Raw genomic sequence first — 7986 nt, 5'->3', positions numbered from 1 at the left:
AGAACAGCTATTGAATTCTCTACTGAAATAATGACATCTTTAGATACATTAAAAGCCTTAGTAGAGGTTAAGAAAAAGCATATAAACAAAGATAAATTAAAAGTTTATAATATAGCGGAATAAAAAAATAAACTAATATTTAGATTAATTAAAGGCGTTAGTCCGTAGAAGCTTTCGCCTTTAATTAATACTCTATAATTATTTTTTTATGTGAACTAAAATAAATATTAATCTTGATACTATCAGTTTTTTCTTTAATCATTAGATAGAGGATAAGAGTGGTAGTCATGAATTTCTTCATGTATAAGATTTTCATATTTATCATAATAGTATTTAATTGTAACAACTATTTTATCTCCCTTAGATACATTTCTATAGAGTTTTTTACTTTTAATAGAGTAGACCTCATCTTTATATATGGCATTAACTATAAAAATTTCTGACTCATAATCAAATGTGCCCATTACTGGATTATAGTGTTTTGAATCTTCTTTATAGCAGAAGCTTTCAACAGTCATTATATAAGTTCCAAATGAAATCCATTTGGTATATTTAAATAAATTTACTTTCTCATTAATATATGAAACTCCTGGCGTATCAAGAATTTTTTCTAATAATATTTTTTTCTCCATATACAAAAACTCCTTTCATATTATTTATTAATATTGTAGTACTTACTCATATAAATAAAACAAAAATATATTTATTAATGTGACTACATAACATAATCATTTTCTATTTCTTTCTTTAATCTATTAATTATAATGCTTAAAATTATTAATATAGCTACTACGATTATCAAAGCTACAATCAACCAAGGTGGAACTATGTGTCCAAAACCTCTATTGGCTGTAAATGCAGCAGTTGCAACAAGCCATCCAAATAAATTTAAAAATAAGAGCCTTGAATTTGATAATCTTCGCAATAAAACTTTTTTAGGTTCTATTTTTTGTTTAAATATTGAACGTAATTCTACTGACATCTCACCGCCACCATCGAATCTCTCGATTGCCTTATTTTGTGCTTCATCTATGTTATATCCATTTTCAATAAATTCATTTGCAGATGTTGTTAGATGTTCTCTTAGCTCTTCTTTTAAATCTTGAATCTCTTTGTTATTTTCGTTCTTATATAGTGTTTCTAAATACTCTTCTATTATTTTCATAAATCTAATCCCCCTTCTTTAGAAATTTGTTCATAATACCCTGTATAAAGTCCCACTCCTGAATTTTTATTTCTAAGTTATCCTTTCCGTCATCTGTTATATTGTAATACTTTCTCCTGCTTCCTACGCCTTGGTCATTTCCCCAATAAGATTTTATCAAACCCTTAGATTCTAATCTTTTAAGAGACACATAGAGTGTACTTTCTTTTAACTCAAATGTAGTTTCATCTCTAACCACTTTTGCTATTTCATATCCATATGAATCTCCTTTGTTTAGTATTGATAATATTAAAGTATCAATATGACCTTTAAGCACTTCTTTATTTAAGTCCATAAATTCACCTACTTTATGTTATCATATACCTCGTAATATAAGGTATATAGATATATAATAAAACATTTCATATTATTTTCCAAGTGTAAACTATAAAATTTTAATTATTATTTAAAAAGGGCATTCCATTTATGATTTAAAAATCATTTGGAAACGCCCTTTTTTATAATAATTGATTATACTAGACATCTTAAATCAATTTCCCTCTTTTTAACCTGTATCTGAATTTCGGTTAGAAGTTCCTCTTCATTGTTTGTAGATAGAGGGTCTATTATAGGTATCTCATATATATAATTTTCAATAGGTATCCTTTTATAATCAACATAGTCAACTAACTTTTTAAAAGCAGTATAATTTTCTCTGTAAGAACCTTTATATGTCATACAAATAAAATCACCAGCTGAAATTTCAGATATATATTTTTGAGATTTAGCATCAAATAAATCTCTTTCAACATTTACAAAGCTATTTTCATAGATGACTTTATCTTCGTTTAAGAATTTATCTATAGATACAAGACCACTTACTCCACCATAAAACACAGAGATATTATCTTCTAGTATATTTGCTATTTGTCTTCTGGAAAGTTCCATAGTTTCTTCACTACTTAAACCTTCTTCATATTCTATGGATAAAATACTTCTTCTTGGAATATGTTTTCTTACTATTTTACCTACTTCATCTACTTTCATACCTTTTTCCATTGTTTCTTTTTTTGTACTTAATACTTTTTTTATAAGTTCTAATTCTTTAATTTTTTCATCTACTATATTAATCTTATTAGTTAATAATTTTAGAATTTCTTCATTGTTTTCATCTAACTTTTCTTTGATTTCTTTTAATGGCATACCTAGATACTTTAAGTATTTTATAATATCCAATTGTGAAAATTGGTCAATTGAGTAATATCTGTAATTGCTTTCTTGATCAACATGAACAGGTTTAAATAAATCTATTTGGTCATAGTATCTTAGTGTTTGTATGCTTATTTTGTGAAGCTTTGACATTTCACCTATTGAAAACTTTTTACTCATATAATCACCTCATTTGAGATTTAGAATATATTCCATGGATATTCATCAGGTGGAGTACATATAAATTCCATTTTTTCCTTTGTTGTTGGATGGCAAATTTCTATTTTATTAGACCAAAGAGAAATCTGTTGTCCAATTTTATTTACTTCTTGGCCATATCTTTGGTCTCCATATAAAGGGTGTTTTCTAGTTGCAAATTGAACTCTTATCTGATGAGAACGGCCAGTTTTTAAGTTTACTTGAACTAAGCTTAGATTTTCTTTAAAACCCAATACTTTATAACTAAGTTCAGCTTCTTTAGCATCTTTATGTTTTTTTTTCACGACACTTACCATATTTGTCTTTTTATTTTTATATAAAAAATCTTTTAATATGTCTGAATCGGATTTCATTTTACCATGAACAACTGCCATATAGGTTTTTTTGAATGTCTTATTTCTTACTTGTTCAGACAATCTTGAGGCAGCTTTTGATGTTTTGGCAAAAACCATGACTCCACCTACTGGTCTATCCAATCTATGTACCAAACCAATATATACGTTTCCAGGTTTATTGTACTTTGTTTTGATATAGTCTTTTAAAAGATTTACCATGTCCTTATCATTGGTATCATCTCCTTGAGATAATACATTTACAGGTTTCTCTACAACTAATAAATGGTTATCTTCATATATGACTTTTATCATTATTTGTTCTCCCATCTTCCAAATATACCACAAGGAAGTATTTTACCATCCCTAGAAGCTGGTATTCCTAGTTCACCGCCATAAATTTCTCCATTATTTGCCTTTTTTCCTATTGTTGTAGATAGTACATTTTCAAGAACTATTGGAGAGAAGCCTGTTGTGTAAGAATTAATTAGAAAGAATAAAGGATTATCAGATAAAACACCCATACATAAATCCACAAAGCTATATAATTTTTCTTCTATCTGCCATACTTCTCCCTTAGGTCCTCTTCCATAAGAAGGTGGGTCCATTATTATTGCATCATATTTCTTACCTCTTCTTATTTCTCTTTCAACAAACTTTACAACATCATCTACTATAAATCTTACTGTTTGATTTTTAAGTCCTGATAACTCTATATTTTCTTTTGCCCAGTTGACCATACCTTTTGCAGCATCAACATGACATACTTCTGCACCAGCGGATGCACATGCTACTGTAGCTCCTCCTGTATATGCAAAAAGATTTAATACTTTTATAGGTCTGTCAGCTTTTTTGATTTTGTCCATCATCCAGTCCCAATTGGCTGCTTGTTCTGGGAATAATCCAGTATGTTTAAATCCAGTTGGTTTAATGTGGAATTTTAAGTTTTTGTAATTTATAGTCCATTGTTCTGGATATCTTTTTTTGTGTTCCCATTGACCTCCACCTTTATTACTTCTATGATAATGTCCATGAGGGTTTTTCCATAGAGCCCATTCAGACTCCATTGGCCATACAACCTGTGGATCTGGTCTTCTAAGTACATACTTACCCCAACGCTCTAATTTTTCTCCATTTCCCATATCTATAAGTTCATAATCTTTCCATTTATCTGCTAATAATAACATATCTTTCCTCCTATAAAATAACTCTCAATCCTATGTATTATACCACAAAATCAGTCATTTTTTGCTGTTTTAGATACTTTCTATTCTTTACATTTATTGTTAACATTATTACTCTTTTAAACATATTATATAGTATCTGATTTTTTTAATAAGAGGAGGAGAGTTTTAATGGAAAATTATCAAGCTACAAATACTTGTACATATAACATATTATATGTGCAGTTTAATGAAGACTTTGGCAGAAGTAAGTACTTTTCATATGATGTAAAATATCCTATTCTTTACAATATTAGAAATCAATCTACCTATGTAAATCCGCCTATTTTAAACAACATAAATTCTGCTGTAAAAATGACTGTAAATAATTTTAAGGTTGGATTACAAGAAGAAGAACAAGAATATAATAATGCAGCTTCTCAAAATTCACTTCCAAAACAAAGTTACTGGGTTTCTACTAATTATGCAGTTACTTTTAGTAAAAACTATGTACTAAGTATGATATTAAATCTTATGGGATTTGCTGGTAGTTCTGGGCCTAAATACAATACATTAAATAATTACAATATAGATTTAACAAATGGAAAAGAACTTTTACTAAGTGATATTTTTAGAGATGGGGTCGACTATATAAACATAATAACTGATTATATAAAATCTGAAATTAATGAAAATAGAGAAATGTATTATTCTAATGTAGAATTAGTTATACCTGTAGATCAGGCATTTTATATTACAGATGATGGGCTTGTTATCTATTTTGGTGTAGATGAAATAGCACCTGAAAGTTTTGGAATTCCTAAATTTAAGATAAGATTTTCTGATTTTGGAAATTTTATAAACCAACGTTTTTATTGCATTTCTCCAGACATATACATTCAATCAAGAGGAAGAGCTAAGCATTTTATGGTATAAAAATATAGATAATTCTGAGCCCTATTTTAGTGTATCTAGATTTATGCTGGAGTAGGGTTAAGATTTATCTATCTTAAAAACATAATTTAAACAGTACTATTTGTATATGTTAGTTATATAGACTTAGACCTACTGATAAACATTTATATAGTACAATTTGTATTAAAAGTTTTAACTTTTGACTCAACAAGAAGATTATATTATTATATATATTTAAGTTGCTATTTTTTTTTATACATTTGTTGATAAGCAGAGTTTTTATTGATTACTTCTACCTTTAAATTGGGATTACTTACTACCTCATACAAAAAAAGTTTTCCTAATTTTAACCTGATGTTCATCTCCAACCTGTTCCATTCATAGCCTTTGAACAATTCTTTTAATAAAAAAACCTCTCCACAATGGATGTTTTTTAACTCATCTATTGCATCATTTAACAGACTATTCATATTATTTCCTCCAATTTGTATAATTTCATTAACTTCATTATATTGTTAATTTTTGACATAGTCAAACAAATTATAAAGGAATTATAATGGTGTCAAAAGTTAACAGTATTGACACCAAAAAATCGTTTTAGTAAAATGTATAAAGACATGTAGATACAGATATCTACAAATTTCTGCATTAAATATTTACGTTAGGAAGTGATTATTATTATATATGGATATTGCCGTGTCAGTACAAAGAATCAGACAGATAACAACAGTTTGTATCAACAACAGCAAGAGATATTAAGCAAGTATAACAATGCCAAAATAATAAAAGAAACTTATACAGGTACTACTACAAATAGACCTAAATTTGAAAAAATTATATCTTCTTTAAAAAAGGGAGATTTACTTGTTGCAACTAAACTTGATAGACTGGCTAGAAGTACATCAGAAGGAATACAACTGATAGAGGGTTTGTTTGCTAAAGAAGTTAGTGTCCATATTTTAAATATAGGTCTCCTAGAAAATACTTCAATGGGGAAGTTCTTTTTAACTACATTACTTGCAGTTGCAGAACTTGAAAGAAATATGATAATAGAACGAACTCAGTTGGGAAAAGAATTTGCTAGAAGGAAAAAAGATTTTAAGGATGGTAGACCAAAGAAATATAGTAATCAGCAGATACAATACGCATTGGGATTATTAAATTCTAAACCTTATAGAGAGGTTGTGAAGATGACTGGTATCTCTAAAAGCACACTTATTCGTGCGAAGAAATCAATTTAATGAGATTTTACTTATGAAAAATTAGAGGTATAAATAAATTGGATGATTTGAATATATTTATGCCTCTAATTAATTTTATTTACAGATATATGGATATAATAAATAGTAAAACTTTTTTTGATTTTTATATAAAGTTTTATAGAGTATATAATTTTCTTGATGTAGTATATTTTATTACATATGTTAAATCATAGTAATGTGTATAATTACTATAGACTTTTGATGAGAAAATGACAATGAAAGAATTTACACAGAGAACAAAAAATTGATGTTTTATGTATTGAATCAAATTTAATATAAAAAGAGATATGCATTAAAATAAGCTTATTTTAATACATATCTCTTTTTATGTTAAATTTTTTAAACATTGTAAAAAAAATATCAAAAATATATTGACTCTATAGTTACTATAGAGTTTATAATTAAAACTGTAAAAAAGCAAAATAAGTGTCAGATTTTTAGAAATTATAACAAATATAAAAGTATACTTAAAAAGTTTGTACTAATTAAAGCTGAATTGGTGAAATTTGGCAGGGAAAACGTTGTATAAATAGGTCAAAACAGGAGGAATTAAAATGAGTAATAATATTAATCAAGATTTGGAGACAAAAATAATACATTGGGGACATAGTGCAGATCCAACAACAGGTGCATTAGCTACTCCAATATGTCAAACAGCAACATTTGCTGCAAAGACAGTAGAGCATTTTGAAGAGTTATGTATGACATGGGGGTATGTATATACAAGAGAGTGTAATCCTACACTTACAGAGTTAGAAGCTAAATTAGCTATGCTTGAAAATGCAGAAAGTGCTATATCTAGTACATCAGGTATGGGAGCAATAACATCTACTATATTAGCATTAGTAAAAAGTGGAGACCATATAGTTAGTTCTGATGGAATATTCTCACATACTAAATTATTTATGTCTGAGTTGTTGGCTAAATTTGGCGTTGAAGTTACGTTTGTGGATGCAGTAAATCCACAAAATGTAAAAGATGCAATGAAATCAAATACTAAGATAGTTTATATAGAAAGTCCATTAAATCCATCATTAGATTTAGTAGATATAAAAACAATAGCAGAAATAGCTCATGAAAATAAGAGTTTAGCTATTGTTGACAGCACTTTTGGTACTCCAATTATACAAAGACCAATAGACTTAGGTGCAGACTTAGTAATACATAGTCTTACTAAATTTATAAATGGACATGGAGATACTTTAGGGGGAGCTGTAGCAGGTTCAAAGGAATTAATAGATTTAGTGAGATGGCCAAGTTTATGTTGTTTTACAGGAGCATCTTTACCACCAATGAGTGCGTGGATGATTTTAAGAGGTATGAAAACGTTAGATATGAGAATGAAAAAACACTGTGAAAATGGATTGGCAGTAGCAGAGTTTTTAGAGCAAGAAGAAAATGTAGAATTGGTAAAATATCCAGCACTAAAAACTCATCCTCAGTATGAACTTTGCAAAACTCAAATGAATGGTTTAGGTGGAGGAGTAGTTTCATTTAAACTTAAAGATGGAATAAATGGATTAACAAGAGACCAAGCTAGTAGAAAATTAATGAATTCTTTAGAACTTGCAACAATAGCAACAAGTTTAGGAGAAGAACATACATTAGTTCAAATGAATGGAGAAAATCTAATAAGAATAGCAGTAGGATTAGAGTCTGCAAATGATATAATAAATGACTTTAAACAAGCTATAGAAAAATTAAAATAAAGTTATAGAAATAAAACTAGAAAATTAAAATCT

The 7986-nt window shown here is 28.0% G+C and carries 10 protein-coding genes; 3 read left to right on the top strand and 7 right to left on the bottom strand.

Annotation, left to right across the window (positions count from 1 at the left end):
• Positions 1-254: 254 nt before the first annotated feature.
• The 6 genes from KGF36_RS18580 to KGF36_RS18555 all read right to left on the bottom strand — a co-directional run bounded on the left by KGF36_RS18580 (position 255) and on the right by KGF36_RS18555 (position 4091).
• A complete protein-coding gene (locus KGF36_RS18580) occupies positions 255-632 on the bottom strand; it encodes a DNA polymerase III subunit delta (RefSeq protein ID WP_227828650.1) in 378 nt (125 codons plus the stop codon).
• Between the two features lie 83 nt (positions 633-715).
• Positions 716-1165 (bottom strand): permease prefix domain 1-containing protein, encoded by a 450-nt coding sequence (locus KGF36_RS18575; protein WP_227828651.1) that lies wholly within the window; start codon positions 1163-1165, stop codon positions 716-718.
• A 4-nt stretch (positions 1166-1169) separates the two neighbouring features.
• A complete protein-coding gene (locus KGF36_RS18570; RefSeq protein ID WP_227828652.1) occupies positions 1170-1499 on the bottom strand; it encodes a PadR family transcriptional regulator in 330 nt (109 codons plus the stop codon).
• 176 nt (positions 1500-1675) lie between these two features.
• Complete coding sequence (locus tag KGF36_RS18565; protein ID WP_227828653.1) at positions 1676-2533, bottom strand: MerR family transcriptional regulator; 858 nt, start codon at positions 2531-2533, stop codon at positions 1676-1678.
• Positions 2534-2553: 20 nt separating this feature from the next.
• A complete protein-coding gene (locus KGF36_RS18560; protein ID WP_227828654.1) occupies positions 2554-3219 on the bottom strand; it encodes an RluA family pseudouridine synthase in 666 nt (221 codons plus the stop codon).
• Positions 3219-4091, bottom strand: a complete 873-nt coding sequence (locus KGF36_RS18555; RefSeq protein ID WP_227828655.1) for a class I SAM-dependent methyltransferase — start codon at positions 4089-4091, stop codon at positions 3219-3221. The genes KGF36_RS18560 and KGF36_RS18555 overlap by 1 nt, the downstream gene beginning before the upstream one ends.
• A gap of 168 nt (positions 4092-4259) precedes the next feature.
• On the opposite strand from KGF36_RS18555, the gene KGF36_RS18550 reads away from it, so the two are divergent.
• Positions 4260-5003, top strand: a complete 744-nt coding sequence (locus KGF36_RS18550) for an RsiV family protein (RefSeq protein WP_227828656.1) — start codon at positions 4260-4262, stop codon at positions 5001-5003.
• Positions 5004-5224: 221 nt separating this feature from the next.
• Here the strand turns inward: KGF36_RS18550 and KGF36_RS18545 are convergent, their stop codons facing one another.
• Positions 5225-5452 carry a single-stranded DNA-binding protein gene (locus tag KGF36_RS18545; protein ID WP_227437569.1) on the bottom strand — a complete coding sequence of 76 codons (228 nt, stop codon included), beginning with the start codon at positions 5450-5452 and terminating at the stop codon, positions 5225-5227.
• 201 nt (positions 5453-5653) lie between these two features.
• On the opposite strand from KGF36_RS18545, the gene KGF36_RS18540 reads away from it, so the two are divergent.
• Positions 5654-6223, top strand: a complete 570-nt coding sequence (locus tag KGF36_RS18540) for a recombinase family protein (protein ID WP_227828683.1) — start codon at positions 5654-5656, stop codon at positions 6221-6223.
• A 575-nt stretch (positions 6224-6798) separates the two neighbouring features.
• The gene (locus tag KGF36_RS18535; protein ID WP_227437567.1) at positions 6799-7953 is read left to right on the top strand and encodes a trans-sulfuration enzyme family protein; all 1155 of its coding nucleotides are present in this window, start codon (positions 6799-6801) and stop codon (positions 7951-7953) included.
• The last annotated feature ends 33 nt before the right edge of the window (positions 7954-7986 follow it).

The organism is Clostridioides sp. ZZV14-6009 (assembly GCF_020658095.1).
Classification (GTDB): Bacteria; Bacillota; Clostridia; order Peptostreptococcales; family Peptostreptococcaceae; genus Clostridioides.
The sequence above is the reverse complement of the archived record's forward strand: the minus strand, read 5'-3'. Positions and strand labels throughout refer to the sequence as shown.